The sequence below is a fragment of the Cupriavidus sp. MEYA8 genome, from assembly GCF_059278825.1.
In genome coordinates this window covers 1,910,112-1,936,198 of sequence record NZ_CM181222.1, presented here as the reverse complement: position 1 = coordinate 1,936,198, position 26,087 = coordinate 1,910,112, and the positions used below count along the sequence as shown (strand labels likewise).

Below are 26,087 nucleotides of genomic sequence, written 5' to 3'. Positions count from 1 at the left end.
CATCTCCGCCTATGCAGCCAGCGCACTCGCCCCGCCCTCGCTGGCGCTGGCTACGCGTGCCGGCAGTTCGGCCAGCGTGGCATCGGCCAGTGCGGGCAGCGCGAGCAGCAGCGCCAGGCAATGCCGCGCGAACTCCCGCGCCGCGGCGTCGTCAAGCGCGGCCGTGTCGTATTCCACGCGCAATGTCAGCGTTTCGCGGGGGATCACGATGGCGGTCACCGGATAGCTCATCTGGCCGCGGTTGCCCACGTCGCTGAAGCGCAGCGCGCCGCGCTCGGTTTGGCGCAGCGTGCTGTCGACCGGGTAGTTCTCGTAGATCAGCATGGTGTCGAACGGCGCCTGCGCCGTGTCGTCGCTGCCGGCCGCCCAGGACTGCAGCCACGCCGGCGGCGCGTGCTCGGTTTCGCGCAGGGCCAGGTTGTCCGCCTGCAGCGCCGGTAGCCAGTCGGCCACTCGCAGCGTGTCGGGCAGGTCCTGCACCAGCGGCAGCGTGCTGGCCAGCAGGCCCATGATGTCTTCGATGCCGGGCAGCTCCGCCGAGCGCCCCGAACCGACCACCGCCATGCCGACGGTGCGGGCACCGGTGGCCTGGCGCAGTGCCAGCAGCCAGGCGGCCTGCACCAGCGTGTTGACAGTGACATGCTGGCGGCTGGCAAAGGCGGCCAGCGTGCGCAGCGCGCCGGCTTGCACCACATGCTCGACGGCGCCCATATGCTGGCCGCGCTGGCCGCGCTGCGCCGGCGCGATCTCGCGCGTGATCCGTACCGGCTGACGCTGCAGCGGCGCGAGCCGCGTGTGCCAATGCTCGTCCGCGCCGGGCTGCGCCCGCTGCCACGCCACGTAGCGGCGCAGCGACGATGCCGCCTGGGCGGGCAGTTCCCCGTCGTAGCCACGCAGCACTTCACCCAGCAGCCGCGACATGCTCCAGCCATCGAGCAGCAAGTGGTGCCAGGTCCAGAGGAAGCGCCAGGCATCGTCGGCGATGCGCACCAGCGTCAGCCGCATCAGCGGTGCGCGGCACAGGTCGAACGGTTGGCGGAATTCAGCCTCGCACAGCGCCTGCCATTCCATATCGTCGGCGGCGGACTGCGCCGGGCTGCTGCGGCCGCGCCAGTCATGGCGGGTGACAGGCAGTTGCGCCTGCGCCGGCACCACCAGCAGGGGCTCGGCCTCGCCGGGCGTTGGCAGCCAGGCCACGCGCGCGCGCAGCACCGGATGGCGCCGCAGCGCGGCCCGCCATGCCGCGATCATGCGCTCGGCGTCGAGCCCGTCCATGGTCGCCTGCACCTGCACCATGTACGCCGGCGAGCCCGGATGGCGCGTGCCATGGCGCACCATGCCGCGCTGCATCGGCGTCGGCCGCCAGATGTCCTCGATCTCGTCTGCGGACAGCGCCAGCGCGTCCAGCTGCGCCTGCGACAGGCCGCTGGCCGGCATGTCCGACGGCGTCAGCCGCACGGCGGATTGCGCCACGCAATGCGATGCCACGTCGCGAAGGGCCTGGGCGATGCGCGCCAGCAGCGCCTCGATGGTGGCCTCGCGGAACTGGCCGCCGCGATACGTGCAGCGGAATTGCAGGCAGCCATGCTGGACCCGGCCGTCGAAGGCCAGCGGTGCCGGCAACGGGATCGCGGCGGACACGCCGCTGCCGGTGTCCTCCGCCGCCACCTGCCAGCCGCCCGCCCCGGCGCGCAGGCTGCCGTCGAACTGGCCCAGGTAGTTGAACAGCACCTGCGGCGCCGCCACGGCGGTCCCGAGCACGCCATAGCCCAGTCCTCGCCGCGGCACCGCGCGCAGGGCTTCCTTGACGCCGGCGATGGTGTCGCCAAGGTTATCGACGCTGGCCAGGCGCAGCGGCCAGATGCTGGTGAACCACCCCACCGTGCGGCTGAGGTCTAGCGCCGTGCCGGCTGCCTCGGCTTCGCGCCCGTGCCCTTCGACATGGATGCGGATCTCGTCGCAGCCGGTGAAAGCGCACAACGCGCGCGCAAAAGCTGCCAGCAGCAGGTCGTTGACGCCGGTGCGGTAGGCAGCGTGGGCGCGCCGCAGCAATGCGTCGGTAGTGGCCGCGTCGAGGGCGAAACTGGCCGTGCAGGCGCCATCCGGGCGAGGCTCCGAAGCGTCGAACACATCGCCCGGCAGATCCAGGCCGCCTTCAGCCACTGCCTGCCAGTAGGCGCCTTCGCCGGCAAACACGGCGCGCGCCGGGCCAGCCAGCGTGCGGCTCCATGCGGCATAGCTGGCGCCCACCGGTGCCAGCGCCGGCGCCTGCCCGGCCAGCCGCGCGGCATATGCCGCCTGCAGGTCTTCCAGCACGATGCGCCACGACACGCCATCCACCACCAGGTGATGGCAGACCAGGAAGAGGCGCTCGCTGCCATCCGCGACGCGTAGCTGAAGTGCGCGCAGCAGCGGGCCCTGCTCGATATCCAGCTTTCCCTGCTCGGCGTCGCACGCAGCGGTGATGGCCGCTGCATCGGGCGCTTCGGCCGTCGTCAACACGAACGCGTCGGCGGCCTTCACAACGGCCTGCTGGTGCCAGCCGTCATCGGCATGGCTGAAGCGGAAGCGCAGCGCTGCGTGGTGGCCAACCACGTCCGCCAGCGCGGCTGTCAACGCCGCCGTGTCGATGGCCGAACCGGACCGCAACAGTACCGACTGGTTGAAGCGGTTGCGCGCGGCCGCGGCCAGCGGTTGGCCAAGGAAAGCCCGCTGCACCGGCGTCAGCGGCGCCGCGCCATGTTCCGCCGCGTCATTGGCGGCATCCTCCGCCGCCACGTCCACGCGCTGTGCCACCTGCGCCAGCGCGGCCACGGTCTGGTGCTCGAACACCTGCCGCGGCGTCAGCCGCCAGCCCTGCAGGCGGGCACGCGCGACGATCTGCAGGCTGAGGATCGAGTCGCCGCCGAGCGCGAAGAAGTTGTCGTGCAAGCCCACCTGCGCGATGCCGAGCACGTCGGCCCACACCGCCGCCAGCATCCGCTCCGGCGCCGACACCGGCGCGGCGTAGGCGGCCTCGGCCTGCCACTGCGGCTCGGGCAGCGCGCGCCGGTCGAGCTTGCCGTTGGGCGTGACCGGCAGGCTGTCGAGGCGCAGGACCGCGGCCGGCACCATGTAGTCGGGCAAGGCCGCGGCGAGCGCGCTGCGCAGCGCTTCGGCGTGCACGGTGGCCGGCGCGGCCACGTAGCCAACCAGCCGCGTGCCGGCCGGCGTCTCGTGCGGCAGCACCACCGCCTGGCGCACGCCGGGCTGGGCCAGCAGGTGCGCCTCGATCTCGCCCAGTTCGATGCGGAAGCCGCGGATCTTGACCTGGTGGTCCTGCCGGCCGAGATATTCGATGCAGCCATCCGGGCGCCAGCGCACCAGGTCGCCGGTACGATACAGGCGCGCGCCGGGCGCGCCGAAGGGATCCGGAATGAAGCGGTCGGCGGTCATGCCGGCGCGGCCGAGGTAGCCGCGCGCCAGCCCTTCGCCGCCGAGGTACAGCTCGCCCGGCACGCCGACGGGCACCGGCTCGAGCCGGCTGTCCAGCACGTGCGCGCTGCGCGTGCCGACCGGCCTGCCGATCGGCGCATAGGCGCCGCTCACCTGCGCGGCGGCTTCGTCCGCTGCGGCCTTCCACACCAGCGGCGTCACCACGGTTTCGGTCGGGCCATAGCCGTTGATGATGTGCTGCGGCCGCAGCGCCTGCGTCAGCCGTTCCACGCCCGCGCGCGGCATGGCCTCGCCGCCGAAGGAGTAGAGCCACAGTGGCGGCGGGTCGCCTTGCGCCTCGGCCCACGCGGCCAGCTGGTGCAGGTAGCGCGGCGGAAAGCCCGCGTGCGTGACGGCGTGGCGGCGCAGCGCGGCGTAGGTCTGCTCGACGCTCCACAGCGTGTCGTCGCGCAGCACGATGCTGGCGCCGCTGGCGAGCGGCACCATCCAGCGCTCATGCGCGCCGTCAAAGCTGAACGAGAGGAAATGGAGTTCGCGGCTGGCCGCGGTGATGTCGTAGCACGCGGCGGTGGTGACCACGTGCATCGCCAGCGGCCCGTGTGCCACGGCCACGCCCTTGGGCCGGCCGGTCGAGCCGGAGGTGTAGATCACGTAGGCCAGCTGCCCGGCATGGATCGTCACGGCTGGGTCGTGGTCGGGCCACGAGGCATCGTCGCCGTCGTCCAAGAGCAGCACTGGCAGGTCCGGCGCGACCGGGAAGGCATCGCGCAGCGCGCGCTCGGTCAGCAGCAGCCGCGGCGCAGCGTCTTGCTGCATGTCGAGCAGGCGCCGTGCCGGATAGGCGGGATCGAACGGCACGAAGCAGGCGCCGGCCTTGAGCACCGCCATCAGCGCCACCAGCATGCGCGGTGAACGGTTCAGCGCCACGCCGACGCGGCATTCGGCACCGATGCCTTGCGCGATCAGCCGGTGCGCAAGCCGGTTTGCCTGGCGTTCAAGCTCGCCATAAGTCAGGACGTCGTCGCCATACAGCACTGCTGGCGCAGCGGGCGCGCGGCGCGCGTGCGCGGCCACCTGCGCATGCACGGCCACGAACGGCGTTGCCGGGCAGTCGGGCTGGCTCCAGCGTGCCAGCGCGGCGCGCTCGGCGTCGGCGAGCAGCACCGCGGTGCCGGGCGTGGTCGCAGGATCGGCCGCGAAGGCCTGCAGCAGGCGCACATAATGCCCCGCCATGCGCGCGACCGTGGCGGCATCGAACAGGTCGGCGGCGTAGGCGATGCGGCCGCACAGGCTGCCATCGGCCAGCTCGGCCGTGGCCAGGCTCAGCTCGAAGCGCGCGGTGGTGACCGGCAGTTCCAGCGGCGTCACGCGCAGCCCCGCCAGTTGCGGCAGAGCCGCCGCGCTGGCGGTGCGATGGTCGAAGGTGACGTTGAACAATGCGGGCTGGCCGAGACTGCGGTCGGGCTGCAGCGCCTCGACCAGCAGGTCGAACGGCAGCGACTGGTGCTCCTGGTCCGCGGCGGCCTGCGCGGCGAGCCGCGCCAGCAGGTCGGCGAACGGCTGCTCCGGGTCGACCTCCGCCCGCATCACCTGCATGTTGACGAAGCAGCCGATCAGCGCCCCGGTCTCGCTGCGCTGGCGGTTCGCCACCGGCACGCCGATGCGCAGGTCGGACTGGCCGGTATAGCGGCCCAGCAGCACCGCGTAGGCGGCCAGCAGGGCCATGTTCAGCGTTGCATGGCGCGAGGCGGCAAGCGCGCGCAACGTTGCGGCCACAGCGGCGGGGATGGTGAACACGTGCTCGGCGCCCTCGCCGCTGCGCGCGGCGCGGCGCGGGCGGTCGGCGGGCAGGTCGAGCGCCGCGCCCGCGCTGTCGCCCAGGCGTTCGCGCCAGTAGCCGAGCAGGCGCTCGGCCTCGCCGGCCTCCATCCAGTTGCGCTGCCAGGCGGCATAGTCGGCGTACTGGACCGGCAATGGCGGCAGGCCGGCTTGCGTGCCGGCTTGCGTGCCGGCATAGCAGGCGGCCAGTTCGGCGACGAGGCGGACGATCGACGCGCCGTCGGCGACGATATGGTGCAGCACCACCACCAGCACGTGCGACTGCGCGCTCTCGCGGATCAGCGCGACACGCCACAGCGGTCCGGCGGCGAGATCGAACGGCTCATGGACTACGCGCGCGACGGTGGCGTCGAGGCCGTCCGGATCGGCGTCGATGGCGTTGATGGCATCAAAGGCCGGTGGCAGGTCTTCATGCACCTGCTGGCAGGCGACACCGGCAGCATCGATCGGATACGTGGTGCGCAGCACTTCATGGCGCGCGCCGACCTGCGCGAACGCGCGGCGCAGCGCCGCGGCGTCGAGCGGGCCTTCGAGCCGGTACACCCCCGGCATGTGATAGGCGGTGCTGGCGGGCTCCAGCTGCTGCAGGAACCACAGGCGCTGCTGCGCGTACGACAGCGGCAGCGCGCCAGTGCGCGGCGCGGGCACGATGGGCAGCGTGGAAAACGCCACGCCTTTGCCGTGCAGCGCGGCCAGGAAGGCGGCGCGCTGCGCCGGCTCCAGCCGGGCGAAGCGCTCGGCGACTTGCGCGGCGACTTGCGCGTGCGCGGTACTCAATGCGTCTGACATGGGGGCGGGACCTGTCAATGGATTTCAGGGAGCGATTACGCCGGCACCACGGCCTGCGCATGCGGTGCAGCAGCGGCCAGTGCCATGTGCGCCAGCTTGTCGAGGTCATCGTCCGCAGCTTCCTGCCTGACGGCAGCGGCCAGCGCATGCGCGGTCGGATGGTCGAACAACAGGCCGGGGGCAATCTCCACCTGCAGCCGGCGGCGCAGCCGCGCGACCAGCTTGATCACCAGCAGCGAATGGCCGCCGAGGGCAAAGAAATCGGCATGCGGGTCGACCTGGCCCTGTTCCAGCAACCCGGCCATCAACGCGCACACCAGGGCTTCCACCGCGTCCGATGCCGGCGCTGCGACGGGAGCTGGCGCACTGTCGGCGGGAACCAGTCCGCGCAGCGCGACGCGGTCGGTCTTGCCATTGGGCAGGCGCGGCAGCGCGGGCAGCGGGACGAAGCGCGCCGGCACCATCGCGTCAGGCAGCATCGCGGCCAGCGTGTGGCGCAGCGCGGCGGCGTCGATGCCGCTGCCGGCTGCCGGCACGAGGAAGGCACACAGCACAGCCTCGCCGCCGGGTCCCGCCACTGCGCACACCGCTGCCTGCGCGACCGCCGGCTGCGCCAGCAGCGCGGCTTCGACCTCCGCGGGCTCGACGCGGATGCCGCGGATCTTGACCTGCTGGTCGGCGCGGCCCAGCAGTTGCAGCCCGGCGGGCGTGGCGCGCGCGAGATCGCCGGTGCGGTACAGCCGTTCGCCGGCAACGAAGGGATCGTCGACGAACGCCGCCGCATCGAGGTCCGCCCGGCCCAAGTAGCCGTGTGCGAGTTGCGGGCCGCCGACGTAAAGCTGCCCGGCTACACCGGCCGGCACCGGCCGCAGCGCATCGTCGAGCAGGCGCACGCGGGTCGCACCCAGCGCGCGGCTAAGCGGTGCGTTGCCGCCTGCCCAAGCCGGCATGACTGCGCCCAGCGCATGGACCATCACGCCGATGGTGGTTTCGGTCGGGCCGTAGTGGTTGAAGATGCGGCAGCCGGGCGCGTGGCGGCGCAGCGTGCCGACCAGGCTGGCCGACAGCGGCTCGCCGCCAAGGATGACGGTGGCCGGCACCGCGGGCGCTTCCGTTTCCAGCAGCGCCGCCAGGTGCGACGGCACGATCTTGATGGCATCGACCGCGCGGCCGCGCAGGTAGCGGGCAAAGGCCGCGGGGTGGGCCATGTCGTCATCGCCGGCCACCACCAGGCAGCGCCCCTGCCACAGCGCGGCGAACAGCGTGGTGTTGCCGAGGTCCGCGGCTACCGACGACGTCAGGCCGAAGCGCTGGCACGACGACAGCGACAGCGCATCGCAAGCCGCCGCGGTGTAGTGGCTGATCTGCGCGTGGCCAATCACCACGCCCTTGGGTTCGCCGGTGGAGCCGGAAGTGAACAGCACGTAGGCGGCGGCACCGGGATCGACAGTCACAGCAGCCTCTGCTGCTGACGCCGCCGTGGCCAGCAACGCATCGGCACTGACCACGGTCTCGTCGTCCGCCGACGCCTGCTGCGCGATCGTCAGCACCGGCGCTGCCTGCGCCAGCACGCTGCGGCGCCGCGCCTGCGGCCAGGCCGGATCGAGCGGTACATAGGCGCCGCCGGCGGCCCATACCGCCAGCAGGCTGGCCACCAGCGCGCCACTGCGCGGCAATGCCAGCGCCACGCGCGTGCCGGGGCCGACGCCGAGCGCGCGCAGCCGTTGCGCGGCGGCGTGCACCGTGCGCTGCAGGCCGGCATAGTCGAGTGCGAGATCGGCGGCATCCAGCGCGGGCGCCGCCGGCGTGTTGCGTGCATGCTCTGCGATGTGGTGCAGCAGCGAGTCGCCCGCCGTTGCCGGCATGTCGCCGGTCCAGCATTGCGGCACGCGCAAGGTATCGTCGGACGGCCACCACAGCGACGGCAGCGGCGCATCCAGTGCGGCGGGCAGCGCGCCGATCAGCGCGGCGATATGGGACAGCAGCCATGGCGCCACGCGCGGATGCAGCGCGCCGGCTTGCGCATGCAGCGCCAGCGCGGCCATGCCCTGACCGTCGTCCAGTGCCTCGCACACCAGGTCGAAGCCCGGCCACGCCGGGCTGGCCAGCGCGATCCCGTCGGCGGGCAATGGCGATACCGCAAACCCGATGCGCGGGCCGGCATCACCGGGCAGCCACGCTTCCTGCCACGCGGCGTGGCCATCCAGCGTCGACAGCCACGCCTGCCAGTGGCTGCGCAGGCTGGCTTCGTCATCCCATTGCACGCCAAGCGGCAGCGCCTTGACGAACACGCCGGCGGCGCCGGCCATCACGCCGTAATCGCGGCGGCAGTCGTGCAGCCATGTGGCGCTGAATGCCGGCTGCGCGCACAGGCGCGCCAGCATGCTCCACCATGCGGCGTGCAGCACGCGCTCGGGCGTGCTGCCGAGCTGGCGCGCGGTCGCGTCCAGCGCCTGGCGGTGCGCGGCGTGCAGCGTGTGGCGCCAGCTTTCGGCGGGCGTGGCTGAGGCAGCGAGCGCGTCGGGCAAGCGCAGCGGCGCGGGCAGCCCGGCCGCCTGAGCTTGCCAGTAGCGGCGGCCGGCGTCGCCGGTACCGTCCTCGCCCAGGCACGCGCCCGCCTGCCAGTCGGCATACTGGGCGTATTGCAGCGGCGGCTCGGCGTCGTCCGCGGCGGTGGTTTCCAGGGCGGCGCGCAGGGCTTCGGCGAGGCGCAGCACGCTGCTTCGGTCTGCCGCCAGCGGGCTGGCCAGCAGCCACAGCGTGGCACCGCCGCTGGCCAGCGGGCACAGGCAGGCGCGCAGCACGTCGCCCCGCGCCGGATCGAGCGCCGGCAGCGCCAGCGCGTCGCCGTCCGCGACGATGATGGCGGCCGCGCCGTTGGCGCCCTGCGGCACGCATGCCACCGGCTGGCTGCCATCGTCGATATAAGCCATGCACAGCACGTCATGGCGTTTGCGCAGCACGGCCAGCGCGGCGTCCACCGCGGCTGGCTCTGGCTGGCAAGCCAGCGCGATGCGCGCCACGTGCGCGTGCGGCGCGGGCGCATTGCGCCATTGCCGCCAGGCGGCCTGTTGTTCGGGAGTCGGACTCCAGGCGTCGTGCATCTCAGGCATCCACGTTCTCCTGCGGGCGCGCGGCGACAAGCTGGGCGTCCGGCTGCTTGCGGTCGAACATGTCGCCCATCGCCACCACGATCTTGCGCGGGCCTTCATAGGGATCGCGCGCATGCGCGGCCAGCATGTTGTCAAGCATCACCACATCGCCGCGCTGCCAGTCGAAGCGCACGGCGCAGGCTTCATACAGCTCGCCGATCAGCGCCATGGCCTCGTCGGGAATCGGCGTGCCGTCGCCGAACATCACGTGGCGCGGCATGCGCTCCAGGCCGACCATCTCGAGCAGGTCTTCGCGCACGTCGGCCTCCAGGCACGAGACGTGGTGCAGTTGCACCTGGTTGAAGAAGCTGCGCTCGCCGGTGACCGGGTGGCTGACGATGGCCGGGCATACGGTGCGCGTCTGCAACACGTCGCCGTCCAGCCAGCGGCAGTCGATGCCGGCGGCGCGGCAGCGCGCCTCGACCTCGGCGCGGTCCCCGGTCTTGTAGAAGTCGCGCCAGTCCACGTCCAGCCGCGGCGTGAAGGTGCGCACGTACATCAGCTGCTTGCTGGCGAACTCCTCGGCCAGCGCGGGCGGCAGGCGGCGCAGCAGTTCGCGGCAGTCGACGATCGGCGTGGCGCCGCCCACGGCAGAGGGCAGCTCGCAGAAGAACCACTGCTTGCGCGGCCAGCGCTCGAGGTGCGCGCTTTCGTTGTGGTACAGGATCATCTGGCGCTCGGGGTAAGGCGTGGAGCGGTAGGTGTTGCGCCCGCCCTCCTTCTTGGGCAGGTCGCCGTAGCTGCCATACAGGCCCGGGTGCATGGCTTCGGCGAAGGCTTCGAAGGCCTGCGGGTTGGGCAGGTCGAAGCCGCGGAAGACAATGCCGGCGTGCCGGTGCAGCGTCGCGCCGACCAGCTCGCGCGAGCGCGCGGCCCACGCCACCGGGTCCAGGCCCGGCACTACCGGCTCGATCACGATGGGGAAGACTTCGCCTGCGCGCAGCGGGCGCAGCCGCACCTGGCTGGCGGGGTCGGCAACGGCCGCCTCTGGCACAGCGGCCGCAGCCGGGCGCGGCCGGGCCAGCGACTTGAGCTGGTCGAGCTTGGCCGCCATGCGTTGGCTGGTTTCCATGGTTCGGGACTCCTCGGGTTTCGGTTGGGACAGGCGCGCGGCGCCCGGGGCGTGTGCGCTGACGCGGTCGGCGGGCTGGTCCGGCGCGCGCAGCAGCGCTGCCAGCGTGGCCAGCCATTCGGCGGCAAAGCGCGCCACGGTGGCGGATTCGAACAGCGCGCTGGCAAAGACCCAGTCGCCGCGCAGCGGCGCCGCTTCCTGTTCGCTCTCGGGCTCCAGGAACAGCGCCATGTCGAACTTCGACGTGCGCTCGATGGGCGGCAGCATGCCGGCCTCCACGCCAGGCATGCCCAACTGTCCGGCCGGCGTGTTCTGCAGCACAAACAGCGCCTGCACCAGCGGGTTGCGGCTGCGGTCGCGCTGCACGCCCGCCGCCTCGACGATGCGGTCGAACGGCAAGCCCTCATGCTCGAACGCGGCCAGCACGTCGCGCCGGCATGCCGCCAGCACGTCGCGGAAGCTGGCGCCGGCGATGCGGCGCGAGCGCAGCGGCAGCACGTTGACGAAGAAGCCGATCAGCGGCTCGAGCGCGGCGTCGTGCCGGCCGGCGACGTCGGTGCCGAGCAACAGGTCGTCCATGCCGGTCGCGCGGTGCAGCCAGCACTGGAAGCTCGCCAGCAGCACGATGAAAGGCGTGACCTGCTCGGCGCGCGCCAGCGCATGCACCTGCGCCATGCGCCCGCCGTCGATCCGCAGCGCGACGGCGTCGCCTTCCATGCGCGCCACTGGCGGGCGGGCGTGATCGGCCGGCAATGCCAGCGCCGCCGGTGCGCCGGCAAGCGCGCCGCGCCAGTAAGCGGTGAGCCGCTCCAGCGCGGCGCCGCGCAGCCAGTCGCGTTGCCACGCGGCATAGTCGGCGTATTGCAGCGCCAGCGGCGGCAGCGGCGCGAGCTGTTCCGGCGCCAGCGCGTGCCGGTAGCCGCGGGTGATCTCGTTGACCAGCAGGCCGACCGACCAGCCGTCCGACACCAGATGGTGCATGGCGACCAGCAGCACGTGTTCCCGCGGCGCGCAGCGCAGCAGCGTGGTGCGCCACAGCGGCGCGTGGCCGAGGTCGAACGGGCGCGCTGCGTGCTCCCGCATGGCCTCGCGCAGTGCCGCTTCGCGCGCTTCGGGCGCGAGCGCCTGCAGGTCGATCAGGGACAGGCCGATGTCGGCGGCGGCATCGATGCGTGCGTAGGGCTCGCCATCGTCGTCGGGATAGGCGGTGCGCAGGATCTCGTGGCGCGCCGCCACCGCTGCCAGCGCCTGGCGCAGCGCGGCCAGGTCCAGCGGCCCGCGCAGGCGCAGCGCCCCGGCCATGTTGTAGGCCGCTGCGGCGTTGCCCTGCAGGCGTTCGACCAGCCACAGCCGCTGCTGCGCCAGCGACACCGGCATGCGCGCGGAGCGCGGTACTGGAACCAGCGCGGGCATCACCACCGCTGGCGTGGCGCCATCCAGCCGTGCGGCGAAGTCGCGCAGCACCGGCGCCTCGAAGACATCGCGCAGCGTGGCCTGCGCATGGCCGGCGGCGCGCAGCCGCGCCACCACGCGCGTGGCGATCAGCGAATGGCCGCCCAGGCGGAAGAAATCGCTGTCGCGGCCGACGCGCGCGCCCGGCAGCAGCGCTTCCCAGATGCCGGCGACGGTTTGCTCGGCGGGCGTGGCAGGCGGTGCGCCCTCCTGCGCCACGACCTGCGGCGCGGGCAGCGCCTTGCGGTCGATCTTGCCGTTCGCATTGAGCGGCCACGACGGCATGCACACCCATGCGGACGGCACCATGTACGCGGGCAACCGCGCGGCGACGCTGGCAGACAACTCGGCTTCCAGGACGCCATGCGCGGACTGCGCGCGGCCGGCTTGGGGCTGCCAGTACGCGGTCAGCCATTCGGTGCCGGCGGCACGGTGCACCGTCACCAGCGCGTGGCGCACCGCCAGATGCGCGGCGAGCACGGCTTCGATCTCCCCCAGCTCGATGCGGTAGCCGCGCAGCTTGACCTGGAAGTCCTTGCGGCCGATGTATTCGAGCACGCCGTCTTCGCGCCAGCGGCCGAGGTCGCCGGTCAGGTAGCGGCGGCTGCCCGGCGCGCCGGTCGGATCGGGCACAAAGGCCGCCGCGGTGCGGCGCGGGTCGGCCAGGTAGCCGCGGCCGACGCCGGCACCGGCCACCGCGATCTCGCCCACCATGCCGGGCGCGGCAAGATTGCCGTCGGCATCGAGCACCTGCAGCACGGCATTGGCGGTGGGGCGGCCGATCGGCACGGTATCGGTGGCTTGTGCCGCCTGCGCCAGCGCGCCGGCGCGCAGGGGGTGGAACGCCACGTCATCCGAGCATTCCGCCGGCCCGTAGGCGTTCATCATCGGCACGCCCGGATAGCGGCGCAGCCAGGCAAGCGCGGTGGCAGGCGGCAGCGCCTCGCCGGTAGGCAACACCCAGCGCAGCGCGGGCAGCGGCGCCGCGCGGCCCTCGGCGTCCTGGCAGTCGAGCATGGCCTGCAGTAGCGACGGCACCGGCTCGAACAGCGTCACGCCACGCTGCGCCAGCAGTGCGGTGAGTGCGGCCGGATCGCGCACCACGTCGTCGCCGATGATCTCCACGCCTGCGCCGAACACCGGCGCGGCCAGCGCCTGCCAGACCGAGATGTCGAAGCAAGGCGGCGCGGTCTGGGCGATCACGTCGCCCTCGCCCAGCCCCAGCGGCACGGCCTTGGCCAGCATGTTGTTGAGCATGCCGGTGCGCGTGACCATCGCGCCCTTGGGCACGCCGGTCGAGCCGGAGGTGAACAGCACGTACGCGAGCTGCGCGGGATGCGCGGGCAGGTCGGGCGCAGGCGCCGCCCCGGCTTCCAATGCGGGCAGCGTCGTGGCGCCGGCAATGCCGGCGGCGGCCAGCGCGGCCACGCCGGATGCATCCGTCAGGACCTGTGCTGCCTTGGCCTGCGCCAGCACCTGCTGCCAGCGTGCCGCGGGATGGCTGACATCGAGCGGCACCCACGCCGCGCCGGCGCGCAGGATGCCGGCCAGCGCGACCAGCCAGTCCAGCCCGCGCGGCAGCAGCACCGCGATGAGATCGTCCGGGCGCACGCCGGCGGCGCGCAGGCCGCTGGCGACGCGGCCGGCGCGCTCCCACCAGTCGCCATAGGTCAGCGTCCCGGCGCCGCAGCGGGCCAGCACACGCCGCGGATGCGCAGCCACCTGGCGCGCGACCCGCCGCACGTAGTCGTCCTGCAAGGCGGCAAGCGTCACGCTGGTGTCGTCGCTCGCGCTCCATGCCTGCAGCCTGGCGCGCGTGGCGCCATCGAGCATGTCGGCGGCGCCCACGTGCGCGATGCCGGCGGCCAGCGACGCCAGCACGGCGGCGTAGGCGTCCATCCATTGCGCCAGCCGGTGCGCCTGCACACGCGAGGCATCGCAGGTGAAGCGGATGGTGAAGCGGCTGTCGGGCATGACCTCCAGCGTCAGGCCGTAGTGGGTCTGCTCGATGTTGTCATGCTGGCGCAGGCGCAGGCCGGCCACCTCGCGCGCGCGGTCGCCCAGGTCGGGCAGGTTCTGGAACACCATCAGCGTATCGAACAGGGCTCCGCCGATGCCGGACTCAGCCTGGATCTCCGCGAGCGCGGCGTGCTCGAACTCGCGCATCGCCACGGCGGCGTGCTGGGTCGCCTGCAGGTAGTCCGCCACCGCCAGCGCGCCTTGCGGACGCAGCCGCAACGGCAGCGTGTTGATGAACACGCCCAGCATGCGCTCGGCGCCTTCCAGGCCCGCGGGGCGGCCGGCCGAGGTCACGCCGAAGACGATATCGTCGCTGCCGGCGTGGCGCGACAGCACGATGCCCCACGCGGCCTGCATCACGGTGTTGAGCGTGACGCGGTGCGCCGCGGCCAGCGCGCGCAGGCTGGCGTCGAGGCCGGCCGGCAGGACCAGGTCACGGCAAAGCGGCGCGGTTTTCCCGTGGGCGCTGGCGGGTGCGATGCCCGGCAGCACTGTCGGGCCGGCCAGGCCGGCGAATGCAGCGCGCCAGAAGGCCTGCCGCGCGGATGCGGGCTGTGCCGCGAGCCAGGCGATGTAGTCGCGGTACGGCCGGCGCGGCGTCGGGGCATGTGCCGGATCGGCATAGCGGGCCAGCGCCTCGTCGAGCAACTGCACCGAGCCCCAGCCGTCGACGATCAGGTGGTGCCGGCTCCAGACCAACCACCAGCCCGCGTCGCCGGTGCGCAGCAGCGCCAGCCGCATCAGCGGCAGCTCGGCGGGATCGAAGCCGCGCGAGCGGTCGGCATGGCACCACTCCGCCAGCCGCGCCGCCTGCGCGCCGGCCCCGCGCCAGTCTTCCACTGTCACGGGTAGCTTTGCGCGCGCATGCACGCATTGCAGCGCGCGGTCGCCGCCCGCTTCGCCTGCCGCGGCAAAGGTGGTACGCAAGATCGGGTGGTCGTCCAGCAGCGCCTGCCAGGCGGCGGCCATGCGTTCGGTGTCGAGCGGACCCTCGACCTGCAGCACCAGCTGGTTGACGTAGGCACCGTTGCCGCCATCGCGCAGGTGGTGGAACAGCAGGCCTTCCTGCAGGGGCGACAGCGGATAGGCATCTTGGATGTCGCCCGCTTGGCTGCGCAGACGCTCCAGCGCCTGCGTGTCGCAGCCGCTCAGCGCAAAGGGCTGCGCAGCCGCTGGCGTTGCGGCTGCGCTGGCAGTTTTCTCGTGCGCGGCGAGATGGACCGCCAGGCGTGCCAGCGTCGGGTGCGCGAACAGGTCCTTAAGCGCGAGCACCAGCTGCTGCGCGCGCGCCCTGGCGACGATGTGCAGCGCCAGGATGGAATCGCCGCCGAGCGCGAAGAAATCCGCATCGCGGTCGATCTGCTCGCGTTGCAGGATTTCGCGCCACAGTCCCGCCAGCATCTGTTCGATGGCGGCCGCCTGTGCGGCGGCTGGCGCCGCGTTCGCACGCAGCACGGCAGCCAGCGCCGCCGGCGTGGGATGCGCGAACAGCAGCCTGGGCGTCAGCGGCAGGCCCGCCTTGCGCGCCTGCGCGACCAGTTGCAGTCCAAGAATGGAATCGCCGCCGAGCGCGAAGAAGTTGCCGTCGGCGCCCACGCTTTCGCGTCCGAGCACGCCTGCCCACAGGCGCGCCAGCGTCGCCTCGGTCTCGTCGCCCGGTGCCGGTTGCGCCGGTGCCGCGGCCTCGCCGGGCACGGGCGGCAGCGCCTTGCGATCGACCTTGCCGTTGCGCAGCCGCGCGAAGGCGTCGCACGCAACGAACGCGGCAGGCAGCATCGGCGCCGGCAACGCGGCGGACATGGTGGTGCGCAGGGTATCGAGATCCAGGCCGGCGTCGGCCACCAGGTAGGCGACCAGCCGCAGCCCCTCGCCCGCCGGCGACGGCAGCGCCAGCACCACGGCATCGCGCACGCCCGGCGCCTGGCGCAGCCATGCTTCGACTTCGCCCGGCTCGACGCGGAAGCCGCGGATCTTGACCTGTGCGTCGGCGCGGCCGAGGAAGACGATGGCGCCGTCTTCGTCCATGCGTACGCGGTCGCCGGTCCGGTACAAGCGGCCGCCCGGCTGGAACGGGTCCGGCACAAAACGCTCGGCGGTCAGCGCGGGGCGGCGCAGGTAGCCGCTGGCGACGCCGGCGCCGCCGATATAGAGCTCGCCCACCGCGCCACGCGGCACGCGGTTCAGGTGGCGGTCGAGCACGCAGGCGCTGACGCCGGCAAGCGGCTGGCCGACGGGAATTGGACCCGCCACAGCGGCGTCAGGCACCGCATGCGTCAGGCACCCCACCGTGGCTTCTGTGGGGCCGTAGTGATTGACCACGCGGCATGCCGGGCGCAGCGCCTGCACGCGCGCCAACAGCGCCGCGTCGAGCGCCTCGCCGCCGAACACCAGGCACTGGCGCGGCACCAGCCGCACGGGATCGGCCACCGCCAGCAGCGCGCGCAGGTGCGACGGGACGATCTTCAGGCAATCGACCGGCCGCGCTGCCAGGGCTTCGGCAAGCGCTTCGGGGTCTTCCGCCAGCGCGTCGTCCAGCACGCGCAGCGTGTGGCCGCCGAGCAGCGCGCCGAACCATGCGGTGTGGCCGAGGTCGGCCGTCACCGAGGACAGCGACGCCAGCGACGACCCTGCCGGCAGCGCCAGCGCGCGCAGCACGCCGGCGGCGTAATGCGCGAGGTTGCCTTGCGTGACCACCACGGCCTTGGGCGTGCCGGTCGAGCCGGAGGTGTAGATCAGGTAGGCGGGCTGTGCCGGAGCGGCGGCGGGCCATGCGGCAGCGCCGGTTGTGTCCTCGCTCGCGAGCGAGGCGACATGCCAGGCTGCGCCCGGCGTGGATTGCGCCAGCCACTGCGGCCGCTCGCCCTCGCCCTCGCCCACAACGGCGGCAAGGCACGCATCGGCGGCCAGTTGCGCCAGCCGCGCGGCGGGCATGCCGGCGTCCAGGCACAGGAAGGCGGCGCCGGCCTTCCATGCGCCAAGCATGGCGGCAGCCATGCGCGCGCCGCGCGGCAGCAGCAGGCCGACCACATCGCCGGGCCGGACGCCACCGTCGCGCAGGCTTGCGGCGAGCGCGGTCGCGGCGCGATCGAGCGCGGCGTAGCTGCACTGCGCATCGGCGGCATCGACGGCGAGCCGTCCGGGATGCGCGCGCACGCCGGCCTCGAAGGCCGCCAGCGCGGTGGCGTGCCGCTCGATGCGGCCAGCGCGCATATCGGAGAGCACCGCCGCCTCATACAGCGGCAGGTCCCCGACACGCGCGTCGGCGTTGTCGAGCACAGCATCCACCGCAGCGCGCAGCGTGGCGATCAGGCGCTGGACGGACTGCGCGTCGAACCGGTCGGCGTCATAGCGCCATTGCCCGCGCAGGCGATCGCCCTCGTCCTGCCAGCGCAGGTTCATGTCGTTGGCTGCGCCGCGCTGGGTGGCGAGGTATTCGCGCACCAGGTAGCGGCCCAGCACGTTGCGCGGCCCCACCGGCACGAAGGTGGTCATATGCCGGAACAGCGGCCCCTCCCCGCCCATGCGCGCCAGCGGATATTGCTGGTGGCGCAGCGCGCCGCGCATCTGCCGGGCGCAGTCGCGCACCACCGCGGCAAAGGCCGGATTGGCGGAGAAGTCTGCGCGCAGCGGCACCGTGTTCAGCGTAAAGCCGATCAGGTCGGCGGACTGTGCGCCTGATCGCCCCGCCGTCGGCGTGCCGATCAGGAAATCGTCCTCGCCACTGGCGCGGTGCACGACCGTCTTGAACAGCGCCAGCATCACCACGAAGAGGCTGACTTCCAGCTGCGTTGCCAGGTCGCGCAGGCCTGCCGTCTGCTGCGGCGTGAGGCGGAATTCGAGTTCGGCGCCGCGGTGGCGCGATTCCGCGTCCAGCGTGCCGGGCATCGCCGGCGCCGCGGGCGCGTCTTCAAGCACGCCTTCCCAGTACGCGCGCAGCGAAGCGCCGCGCGGGCCTGCCAGCAGTTGCCGCTGGCGCGCAAGCCAGTCGCGGTAGCGGCCGCTTTGCGACGCCATCGGCGCTGCGCCGGCGCACAGCGCCTCGTAGGTGGCGAAGATCTGGTCGCAGACCAGCTCGAACCCGAGGTAGTCGCCGGCGATATGGTGCATGCCCGCGCACATCCACATGCGGTCGGCGCCGCCCGGCTGGCGCGAGACGAGGAAGCGGAAACGGCAGACCTGCCCCGCATCGGGGTCGAACGGTTCGTCGGCTTCGCGCTCGAACCAGGCGTGCAGGCCCGCTTCATCGAGGCCGTCGGCACGCGTCAGCGACACCTCCGCGGCAAAGCCCGCGGGGCGTGCCATCACGATCTCGCCGTCTTCCTCGATAAAGCCGCTATGCAGCGCCTCATGGCAGTCCACCACGTGGCGCACCGCCTGTTCGAGCAGCTCGAAGCGCAGGCCAGCCGGCACCTCGATCGCGAACACCATGTTGTAGGCGGCGCTGTGCGGATGGCGGCGATGAAACGCCAGCAGCGCGAGCTGGCCGGGGCCGGCGGGATAGCGGTCGAAGTAGCCGGGATGCGCGGCCAGCCACGCATCGGCCTCGGCGGCGCGGGTTGCCAGCAGCCCGGCCGCGGCCTGCTGCGCATCGGTGCCGGCCGCGCTGTCGCCAGCCACGCGCCAGCGCCCGTCATGCAGGCGCAGGCGCACGCCTTCGGCGCGCAGGGTTCGCATCAGGGCGCCAGTTTCGGCCGGCAAGGGAGCTTCGGAAGACGACATGGCGAAAGCGTTGGAGATGACAGGTCCCCGCCGGGCAGGCGCAGCCAGCCCGGCCAGGAGTGATCAGACGGGAAACGCGCCTCAGCCCAGTCCGGGCGGCGCGGGCTCGGCCATGGCGACGATCACGCGGCGCGCGCCGGTGAAGGTGCCGCGCCCGTGGGCGGCGAGCATGTTGTCGAGCATCAGCACGTCGCCCTGCTGCCAGGGAAAGCGCACCGTGCATTGGTCCAGCGTGGCGCGGATCGAGGCCAGCGCATCGTCTTCCAGCGGTGCGCCGTCGCCGTAGACGACGTTGCGCGGCAGTTCGTCGACGCTGCCGACCACGTCCAGCAAGGTCTCGCGCACGTGCGGCGCCAGGTTGGACACATGGAACAGGTGGGCCTGGTTGAACCACACCATCTCGCCGGTCACGGGATGGCGCGCGACCGCCTGGCACAGCTGGCGCGTGCGCAGCTCGCCGTCGGGCTTCCATTCGAACTCGATCCGCTGCGCGCGGCAGAAGCGCTCCACCTGCGCGCGGTCTTCGGTGTTGAAGGCGCGCTGCCAGCTCAGGTCGAGGCCGTTGCCGTAGTTGCGCACGTACATCAGCCGGCGTTGCGCAAAGCGCTCGCGGATGGCTGGGTCGAGGCGCTGGTAGACCAGGCGGCTGTCGGCGATCGGCGTTTCGCCGCCGGATTCGCTCGGCTGCACGCAGTGGAACCAGATCTTCATCGGCCACTGCAGCGTGTACGACTGCTCGTTATGCAGCGGGATCACCTGGTGCGCCGGGTATTCGGTCGAGGTGTAGACGCCCTCCCTGACCTGCGAGCGCGGCGTGGAGCCGAACTCGTAGCTCAGCAGCGGATGGCCGAAGGCGCTGGCGAAGGCGCGGAACGCGGTGTCGTCATCGAAATGAAAGCCACGGAACAGCACGCCGCCGACGCGCGGCAACTGCTCGGCGGCAATCGCCGCCATGGCATGGAACTGGCCGCGCCAGTCGGTGCCGCCGTCCGGCTTGACCACCAGCGGCAGCGCGCCTTGCGCGGACAGCGGGGCGATACGCAGTCCGCCTGCCCCGGCGTTGCTTGCCGAGGTGGCTGAGGTTGCGGCGGTAGCCACGCCGGCAGCGGCGCGGTGGTCCGCCCTGAGGTCGGCGATGGTACTGGTCGTGTCCATATCCCTGTTGCCTCTACGGGTGCGTTCGCGAGGCCGGTTGCGGCCTGGGAGTCAATGGAGGCCAACGGGGGCAGCCTCGCGAACCATGTCTGCACATTGAAAGTGTGAAGCGAGTGTAGCGGAATAATTTACGAATGGAAATACAAATCATTATCATTTACGATATTGACCGACGAATCATCGCGACCGTTCGCGACGCCATCGCGGCGGACTTGCTTGCCTGCGCCGCGATGGCGTTTCCACACCACCAGAGGAGCATTGCCATGAGCTGGGACCACCCCGACACGCGTTTCCACGTCGTCCGCAATGAAGAAGGCCAGTACTCGATCTGGCCCGACTACAAGCCCGTCCCGGCAGGATGGAAAAGCACCGGATTCCAGGGCAATCGCGACGAGTGCCTGACCCATATCGACACGGTCTGGACCGACATGCGCCCGCTCAGCCTGCAGCGCGCGCTGGCTGGCGCATGAGCGCGCCGCAGCCTGGGCGCGAGCGCTGGTTTGCCGTGATGCCCGGACGGGCAGGCGATGCCACGAATGCAGAGGCTACGCGCGTGCGCCTGTACTGCCTGCCCTATGCGGGCGCCGGCCATACCGCGTACCACGGGTGGCGCGACGCGCTGCCCGCGCAGGTGGAGCTGGCGCCGGTATGCCTGCCCGGACGCGGCATGCGCACGGCCGAGGCGCATGCGGCTTCGATCGAGGAACTGGCCGCGGCGCTGGCGGCGGCGATCGCACGCGCGGCGCGCACCAAGGCGCCGCGCTTTGCGCTGTTCGGGCACAGCATGGGCGCCCTGCTCGGCTTCGAGACCGCGCGCGTGCTCGAGACCGTGCACGGCCTTGCGCCCACGGCGCTGGTTGTGTCCGGACGAGGCGCGCCGGCGCTGCCGTCGGCGCGGCCGCCGTTCAGCACGCTGCCTGACGGCGCCTTCGCCGACGTCATCGCGGGGATGGGCGGCATGCCGGCCGAGATCCGCGAAACCCCGGAAGCACTGGCGTTCTTCCTGCCGGTGCTGCGTGCCGACATCGCGCTGTGCGAGCGCTGGCGCTACGTCCGCGGCCCGCGCCTGGGCTGCCCGATCACCGTGCTGGGCGGCCAGGACGATGTCCACGCGCCGCCCGCCACGCTGGCAGCCTGGCGCGACGAAACCCTGCACGATTGCCGCCAGCAGGTCTTCGCGGGTGGGCACTTCTTCCTGCACGAAGCGGCGCCCGCGGTGCTGGATGCCGTTGCGCAGGCAGTGCTTGGCACCGCGCCGCTCAGCGGAGAAGCCGGCCATGCGCTTGCCTGACTTCGCCGCACCGTCGCACGGCGACATCCACGTGTGGCACGTGGCGGCCGATGCGCCGGTGGATCCCACCGTGCTTTCTGCTGACGAGCACGCCCGCGCCGCCGCGTTTCGCCAGGCCGCCGACCGCAACCGCTTTACCGCGGCGCGCGCGGCCTTGCGCACGCTGCTGGGCGGCTGCCTGGCCCTGCCGCCCGCCGCCGTCCCGCTGGCCGCCAACGCCTTCGGCAAGCCCGTGCTGGCCACGGCCCCGGAGAACCCGCCCCTGCACTTCAACGTCAGCCACAGCGGCGCGCGCGCGGTGATCGCGCTGTCGCGCGCGCCGGTCGGCATCGACATCGAAGCCTGGCGTGCCGGCATGGCCTGGGCGGACTGGCGCGACAGCGCCGCCGTCGCCTGCGCGCCCGATGAAATGCACTGGCTTGCCGGGCTGGCGCAGCGGCAGCCGGAGCACGCCATGCTCGGCTTCCTGCGGCTCTGGACCGCCAAGGAAGCGTGCAGCAAGGCGCTCGGCACCGGCCTGTCGGCGTCGCCGCAAGCGGTGCGCGTGGCGCCGCCCGGCAGCGCCGGATGCGTGCCGCCGCTGGCGCGCGCCGGCGCGGGTGTCTGGTATCTGCACGATGCCGGCGGCGGTTCGCGCTATGTGGCATGCCTGGCCACGCCGCTCGCGGCGGTGCGCGTCGTGCAACGGCAATACCCGCCGCGGTGCGCCAGCGCCAACCCTTGATCCAGTCCTTGCAGTCAACGCCCCCAACGCCCCTGTATCAACGCCCTCCGCTAGGAACGACACCATGACGCCTCCCTCGCTCGCCACGCTCGCCCATGGCCAACCCGCGCCGTTCTCGGCCGGCGCCTTTGCCCGGCAAGCGCCGATCCGGCTCGACGACAATGCCTACCTGCAGCGCCAGTGCGCCCGCGAATCCAACGCCCGCTCGTATCCGCGCCGCATCCCGCTGGCGCTGGAACAGGGCTACGGCGTGTACCTGCGCGACACCAGCGGCCAGCTCTTCATCGACTGCCTGGCGGGTGCCGGCACGCTCGCGCTCGGCCACAACCACCCGGCGGTGGTGCGCGCGCTGCGCGACACGCTCGACAGCGGCCTGCCGCTGCATACGCTGGACCTGGCCACGCCGGTCAAGGACCGCTTTATCGACGACCTGTTCGGCCTGCTGCCGGACGAGTTCGCCGCGCGCGCGCGCATCCAGTTCTGCGGCCCGACCGGTGCCGACGGCATCGAAGCCGCGCTCAAGCTGGCCAAGACCGCCACCGGCCGCCACACCGTGCTGAGCTTCGCCGGCGGCTACCATGGCATGACCCACGGCACGCTGGCGCTGATGGGCAACCTGGGGCCCAAGGCGCCGCTGGGCGCGCTCGGCGCCAGCGTGCAGTTCCTGCCTTATCCGTATGACTACCGCTGCCCCTTCGGCCTGCGCGGCGAAGCCGGCATCGATGCCGGGCTGCGCTATATCGGGCAGATGCTGTCCGATCCCGAGTCCGGCGTGTTGCCGCCGGCAGCGGTGGTGGTAGAAGCGGTGCAAGGCGAAGGCGGCGTGATTCCCGCGCCGGCACGCTGGCTGCGCGAACTGCGCCGCATCACGCGCGAGCGAGGCATCGCGCTGGTGCTGGACGAAGTGCAGACCGGGCTGGGCCGCACCGGGCACACCTTCGCGTTCGAGCATGCCGGCATCGTGCCGGACGTGCTGGTGCTGTCCAAGGCGATCGGCGGCGGGCTGCCGATGTCGGTGGTGATCTACGACGGCGCGCTCGACGCCTGGCAGCCGGGCGCGCATGCCGGGACCTTCCGCGGCAACCAGCTGGCGATGGCGGCGGGCTCGGCCACCATCCGCACTATCGCTGCGCAAGGGCTGGTGGCGCATGCCGAGGGCATGGGGCAGCGGCTCGCGACACGGTTGCGCGAGCTGCAGTCGGACTTCGCCGCAATTGGCGAGGTGCGTGGGCGCGGGCTGATGCTTGGGGTGGAGCTGGTGGATGAGCGTGCCGACCCTGACGTGGTCGGCGCGTACCCCGCCGATGGCGACTTCGCGCGTACCATGCAGCGCGAATGCCTGCAGCGCGGGCTGATCGTCGAGCTGGGCGGGCGCCATGGGGCGACGGTGCGGTTCCTGCCGCCGCTGGTCATTGACGAGGCTGAGGTGGATCTGGTGGGTGAGTTGTTTGGCGAGGCGCTTGGCGCGGCAACGCGGGAGTTACGGTAAGCGCGCTTGACACGCGCCGGCCCTCTCCCCCGGCCCCTCTCCCCCGGCCCCTCTCCCGCAAGCGGGAAAGGGGAGCAAACCAACGGTTAGCGCATCGTGCTACAGCGCATCCCGCAACAGATCGCGCAGCCTGAATTTCTGGATCTTCCCCGCCGGCGTCGCCGGCAACGCATCGCGCACGACAAGCTTTTCCGGGATGTACTGCAGCGCCATCTTCTGCCCCTTGAGCCATTCCACCATCGCCGCGTGATCGAAGTCATGCCCGGCGCGCGGCACCACGAAGGCACAGGCACGCTCGCCCAGCCGTTCGTCGGGATAGGCGACGATCGCCACCTGCGCCACCGCGGGATGGCGGTACAGCAAGGTCTCGACCTCCAGCACGGGGATGTTCTCGCCGCCGCGGATGATCACGTCCTTGCTGCGGCCGGCGATGCGCAGGTACCCCTCGGCATCGAGCCGGGCCAGGTCGCCGGTGTCGAACCAGCCATCGCCATCGGTGCCGTTCAGCTGCGGGCGCTTCAGGTAGCCGCCGAAATTGGAGCAGGCGCGCACCAGCAGCCGGCCGGTCTCGCCGACAGGCACGTCCGTGTCGGTGCCATCGACCACCCGGATCGCCACGCCGGGCAGCGGGCGGCCGTCGGTGGTGGACGCGCGTTCGTCGCTGTCCTCCGGCAGCGTCGTGGTGACCGCGCCGTTCTCGGTCATGCCCCATGCCGATACGATCTTCGCGCCCAGCGCCTGCCGTGCCTGCTCGACCAGCGCACCCGGAATCGGCGCGCCCGCGCACAGGAAGATGCGCAGGCTCGGCACCGGCGCGCCGGACTCGGCCACCACGCGCGCCAGGTCCGTGAGGAAAGGCGTGGAGCCCATGGTGAAGGTCACGCCCTCGTCGCGGATCAGCGCGGCGGCGCGGGCCGGGTCCCAGATGTCCTGCAGCACCGCATGCGCGCCCAGCACCACCGGCATCATCAGGCCGTACATGAAGCCGGTCTGGTGTGCCATCGGCGACGCCATCAGCACCACGTCGTCGCCGGTGAGATGCAGCCGGCCGGCATAGGCGACGATGTTGGAGAACAGCGTGTTCGCGGTATGCATCACGCCCTTGGGCTCGCCGGTGGTGCCGGAGGTGTAGATCAGCTGCGTGACGTCGTCCGGGCCCGGGCGGCTGCACTGCAGGATGGTGGCGGCATCGGCTGCGTCTTCCCAGGACGGGCCGCTCAGCAGCGCCTCGAAGCTGTCGTCGCCGTCGCCATCCACCACGACGATATGGCGCAGCGCAGGCAACCCTTCACGCAAACCCCGCAGCATCTGCGCATGGTCGAAGCCGCGGAACAACTTCGGCACCACCACCACCTTGCTCCGGGCGTGCGCCAGCATGAACGACAGCTCGCGCTCGCGGAAGATCGGCATGACCGGGTTGAGCACCGCGCCCAGGCGCGCGCAGGCCAGGTACAGCACGCTCAGGTGCCAGCCGTTGGGCAGCTGGCATGAGACCACGTCGCCGGCCACGATGCCGAGGCGGGAAAGGCCCACCGCCACGCGTTCGGCCATGCGCTCCAGCTGCTGCCAGGTGAAGCGCGTCACGTGTTGACGATCGATGCTGAGCGCGGTCAACGCGGGGGCGTCGGGCCGCTCACGTACGCACTCGGCAAGATAGTCGTTGATGGTACGGTCCTGCCAGTGCCCGGCGGCAATGCTGGCGGCACGGCGCGGCGCGATCAGTACGGCGTCGAAATCCATGGCGGTCTCCTCGTTGTTGTGTGCTGCCAGTCGTTGCGTCGGGCGCGCGTCAGGCCGGTACCGCTTCGCGCCCCGCGCGCGTGCGCGCGATGATGGTCTTCATGATCTGCGCGGTGCCGTCGCCGATCTGGAAGCCGAGCACGTCGCGCAGGCGCTGCTCCATCACGCCGCGGTCATAGCCGCCGTGGCCGAACGACAGCAGGCACTGGTGCACCACGTCGTACGCCTGCTTGGGCGCCCACCACTTGCACATGGCGGCTTCGGCGGTATGCGGCAGGCCGCGGTCCTTCAGCCACAGCGTCTGCAAACACAGCAGGCGCGCGCCCTGCACCTGGGTCTCGAAGTCTGCCAGCGGGTGCGACACGCCCTGGAACGCCGACAGCGGCTTGCCGAAGGCCTGGCGCTCGGCCACGTAGGCCCAGGTCTCGTCCAGCGCCGCCTGCGCCACGGCCAGCACCTGCAGGCCGATCAGCGCGCGCGAGAAATCGAAGCCCTGCATCACCTGCACAAAGCCTTCGCCCTCCTTGCCGAGCAGATGGCTCGCCGGCACGCGCACGTTCTCGAAGAAGATCGAGCCGCGTCCGATGGCGCGCTGGCCGTGGCAATCGAAGCGGTTGCGCGTGATGCCCGGGAGGTCCATCGGCACCAGCAGCGCCGACACGCCGCGCGCGCCCGCCTCGACCGAACCGCTGCGTGCGAACACCACCGCGGCATCGGCCTGGTCGGCGGCGGAGATCGAGGTCTTCTCGCCGTTGAGCACATAGTGGTCGCCATCGCGTTCCATGCGCAGCCGCAGGCTGGCCGCGTCCGAGCCGCCGCGCGGCTCGGTCAGCGCGATCGCCAGCAGCGCTTCGCCGCGCGTCAGGCGCTGCAGCCATGGGCCGGCGATCTCTGGCCGCGCGTGATGCGCCAGGATCTGCCCGTTCAGCGAGGCCAGCAGGTTGATATACGACAGGCTCAGGTCGGCGCGCGCCACCGCTTCGTGGATCACACCGGCCGCGAGCGAGCCCATGCCCTGCCCGCCGTATTGTTCCGGCAGCTCGGGCGCGATAAAGCCCATCTCGCCCATCTCTCGCATCAGCGCGCGGTCGAGCACGCGGGTGCGGTCGCGCTCCAGGTAGCCGGGCGCGACGCGGGCGTCGGCAAAGCGGCGGGCATGTTCGGCCAGCGCCGACAGGTCTTCGTCAAGGTAGGGATTCATGGCTGTCTCC

General features: G+C 72.2%; 10 protein-coding genes. 4 read left to right on the top strand and 6 right to left on the bottom strand.

From position 1 onward, the window contains the following. Positions 1-9: 9 nt before the first annotated feature. The 4 genes from AC5WJ1_RS25850 to AC5WJ1_RS25835 all read right to left on the bottom strand — a co-directional run bounded on the left by AC5WJ1_RS25850 (position 10) and on the right by AC5WJ1_RS25835 (position 19,632). Positions 10-6,063 (bottom strand): amino acid adenylation domain-containing protein, encoded by a 6,054-nt coding sequence (locus AC5WJ1_RS25850; protein WP_494476678.1) that lies wholly within the window; start codon positions 6,061-6,063, stop codon positions 10-12. Positions 6,064-6,098: 35 nt separating this feature from the next. Beyond that, positions 6,099-9,176: a non-ribosomal peptide synthetase gene (locus AC5WJ1_RS25845; RefSeq protein ID WP_494476677.1), complete on the bottom strand. Its 3,078-nt coding sequence runs from the start codon at positions 9,174-9,176 to the stop codon at positions 6,099-6,101. Next, the gene (locus AC5WJ1_RS25840; protein WP_494476676.1) at positions 9,169-18,432 is read right to left on the bottom strand and encodes an amino acid adenylation domain-containing protein; all 9,264 of its coding nucleotides are present in this window, start codon (positions 18,430-18,432) and stop codon (positions 9,169-9,171) included. The genes AC5WJ1_RS25845 and AC5WJ1_RS25840 overlap by 8 nt, the downstream gene beginning before the upstream one ends. A gap of 126 nt (positions 18,433-18,558) precedes the next feature. Next, on the bottom strand, positions 18,559-19,632 hold the full coding sequence (locus AC5WJ1_RS25835; protein ID WP_135702898.1) for a TauD/TfdA family dioxygenase: 1,074 nt from the start codon (positions 19,630-19,632) through the stop codon (positions 18,559-18,561). Between the two features lie 134 nt (positions 19,633-19,766). Here AC5WJ1_RS25835 and AC5WJ1_RS25830 point away from each other — a divergent pair, with 134 nt between their 5' ends. From AC5WJ1_RS25830 to AC5WJ1_RS25815, 4 genes are all read left to right on the top strand, one after another. Continuing rightward, positions 19,767-20,102, top strand: coding sequence for an MbtH family protein (locus AC5WJ1_RS25830; protein ID WP_434034543.1), 336 nt, complete (start codon positions 19,767-19,769; stop codon positions 20,100-20,102). Then, a complete protein-coding gene (locus tag AC5WJ1_RS25825) occupies positions 20,099-20,923 on the top strand; it encodes a thioesterase II family protein (RefSeq protein ID WP_434034542.1) in 825 nt (274 codons plus the stop codon). Before AC5WJ1_RS25830 ends, AC5WJ1_RS25825 begins: the two co-directional genes overlap by 4 nt. After that, on the top strand, positions 20,910-21,647 hold the full coding sequence (locus AC5WJ1_RS25820; RefSeq protein WP_167884546.1) for a 4'-phosphopantetheinyl transferase family protein: 738 nt from the start codon (positions 20,910-20,912) through the stop codon (positions 21,645-21,647). Before AC5WJ1_RS25825 ends, AC5WJ1_RS25820 begins: the two co-directional genes overlap by 14 nt. Positions 21,648-21,711: 64 nt before the next feature. Further along, positions 21,712-23,136, top strand: coding sequence for a diaminobutyrate--2-oxoglutarate transaminase (locus AC5WJ1_RS25815; protein ID WP_135702901.1), 1,425 nt, complete (start codon positions 21,712-21,714; stop codon positions 23,134-23,136). Between the two features lie 99 nt (positions 23,137-23,235). On the opposite strand, the gene aliA is transcribed toward AC5WJ1_RS25815, so the two are convergent. Continuing rightward, entirely contained in the window at positions 23,236-24,876 is a 1,641-nt protein-coding gene (gene aliA / locus AC5WJ1_RS25810; RefSeq protein ID WP_494476675.1) for a cyclohexanecarboxylate-CoA ligase, read from the bottom strand. A gap of 49 nt (positions 24,877-24,925) precedes the next feature. Next, on the bottom strand, positions 24,926-26,077 hold the full coding sequence (gene aliB, locus AC5WJ1_RS25805; protein ID WP_494476674.1) for a cyclohexanecarboxyl-CoA dehydrogenase: 1,152 nt from the start codon (positions 26,075-26,077) through the stop codon (positions 24,926-24,928). Between the last annotated feature and the right edge of the window lie 10 nt (positions 26,078-26,087).

Excerpts from the sequence above, each read along its gene's own strand:
- AC5WJ1_RS25815 (WP_135702901.1), top strand. The coding sequence starts at position 21,712 with ATGACGCCTCCCTCGCTCGCCACGCTCGCCCATGGCCAACCCGCGCCG.
- aliA (WP_494476675.1), bottom strand. The coding sequence starts at position 24,876 with ATGGATTTCGACGCCGTACTGATCGCGCCGCGCCGTGCCGCCAGCATT.
- aliB (WP_494476674.1), bottom strand. The coding sequence starts at position 26,077 with ATGAATCCCTACCTTGACGAAGACCTGTCGGCGCTGGCCGAACATGCC.
- AC5WJ1_RS25820 (WP_167884546.1), top strand. The coding sequence starts at position 20,910 with ATGCGCTTGCCTGACTTCGCCGCACCGTCGCACGGCGACATCCACGTG.
- AC5WJ1_RS25825 (WP_434034542.1), top strand. The coding sequence starts at position 20,099 with ATGAGCGCGCCGCAGCCTGGGCGCGAGCGCTGGTTTGCCGTGATGCCC.
- AC5WJ1_RS25840 (WP_494476676.1), bottom strand. The coding sequence starts at position 18,432 with ATGCGAACCCTGCGCGCCGAAGGCGTGCGCCTGCGCCTGCATGACGGG.
- AC5WJ1_RS25850 (WP_494476678.1), bottom strand. The coding sequence starts at position 6,063 with ATGTCAGACGCATTGAGTACCGCGCACGCGCAAGTCGCCGCGCAAGTC.
- AC5WJ1_RS25830 (WP_434034543.1), top strand. The coding sequence starts at position 19,767 with ATGGAAATACAAATCATTATCATTTACGATATTGACCGACGAATCATC.
- AC5WJ1_RS25835 (WP_135702898.1), bottom strand. The coding sequence starts at position 19,632 with ATGGACACGACCAGTACCATCGCCGACCTCAGGGCGGACCACCGCGCC.
- AC5WJ1_RS25845 (WP_494476677.1), bottom strand. The coding sequence starts at position 9,176 with ATGCCTGAGATGCACGACGCCTGGAGTCCGACTCCCGAACAACAGGCC.